The organism is Oleiphilus sp. HI0061, assembly GCF_001635675.1.
The window spans coordinates 1-1,053 of the sequence record NZ_LWFE01000128.1 but is presented as its reverse complement, the minus strand read 5'-3'; the positions used below and the strand labels follow the sequence as shown (position 1 = coordinate 1,053).

At 41.7% G+C, this 1,053-nt stretch carries 2 protein-coding genes; one reads left to right on the top strand and one right to left on the bottom strand.

Annotated features, from left to right (window positions below):
• On the top strand, positions 1–414 hold a 414-nt coding region (locus A3735_RS01585), incomplete at its 5' end, for a SpoVR family protein (RefSeq protein WP_197485584.1).
• A 40-nt stretch (positions 415–454) separates the two neighbouring features.
• Here A3735_RS01585 and A3735_RS01580 read toward each other — a convergent pair.
• A partial coding sequence (locus A3735_RS01580) for a ferredoxin--NADP reductase (protein WP_068637450.1) occupies positions 455–1,053 on the bottom strand: 599 nt, incomplete at its 5' end.

Sequence of the window (1,053 nt, the reverse complement as noted above, 5' to 3'; positions counted from 1 at the left end):
GAAACACTCGATTTTGCCATGCGAAACTTTAAAGATGAAAGCTTTATCCTACAGTTCCTTTCACCTAAGGTAATTCGGGACTTAAAACTCTTCGCAATTCGTGATGATGACCAGCAGAGTCATTATGAAGTAACTGGAATACATGATGAGCAAGGTTATCGATATGTTAGAGAAAAGCTCTCTCAGCAATATAACCTGAGTATGCGCGAACCAGATATTCAGGTGTGGAATGTTGATTTAAGAGGAGATCGATCACTGACCCTTAGGCACACACCAAACAGCCGAGTCCCCTTGGGTAAAAGTACAGACGAAGTACTCAAGCACATACATCGTTTGTGGGGGTTTGACGTTCATTTATTTAGTGTTGAAGAAGGGCTGACAGTAGATGAATATCACTGCCCTCCCATCACGTAGCCGCCTGAAGACGAAGTCAATTAGTGAGTATTATTTAGGGCTAACTCTCGACAAAAGCTCTTTCGATTACGTAATGCCCGGCATTCCCCTGACGCGCTTCAACAAAGCCCATATCATCAAGTATACGACAAGTATCTTTAAGCATACTTGGGCTACCACAAATCATAAAACGATCATCATCAAGGTTTAACTCTGGTAGCCCTAAGTCTTTAACAAGCTTGCCACTCTCCAGCGCATCGGTAATTCGACCTTGAGTTTCAAACTCATCACGTGTCACGGTTGGGTAATAAATAAGCTTGTCTTTGATAAACTCACCAAAAAACTCATTTTCCGGAAGCTCCTTTTTGATTTGCTCTTGATAGGCCAGCTCTGAAACAAATCTCGTACCGTGCGTTAGAATTACTTTATCATATAATTCATAGGTTTCCGGATCCTTGATGATACTCATAAAAGGCGCCAAGCCAGTACCGGTACTAATCAAATATAGGTTTCTGCCAGGCAGTAAGTTATCAACAATCAAGGTGCCAGTCGGTTTTTTACTCAACAGTATCTGGTCCCCCACTTCTATTTTCTGAAGCTTAGATGTCAACGGACCATCAGGTACTTTAATACTAAAGAACTCCAGCTCTTCCTCATAAT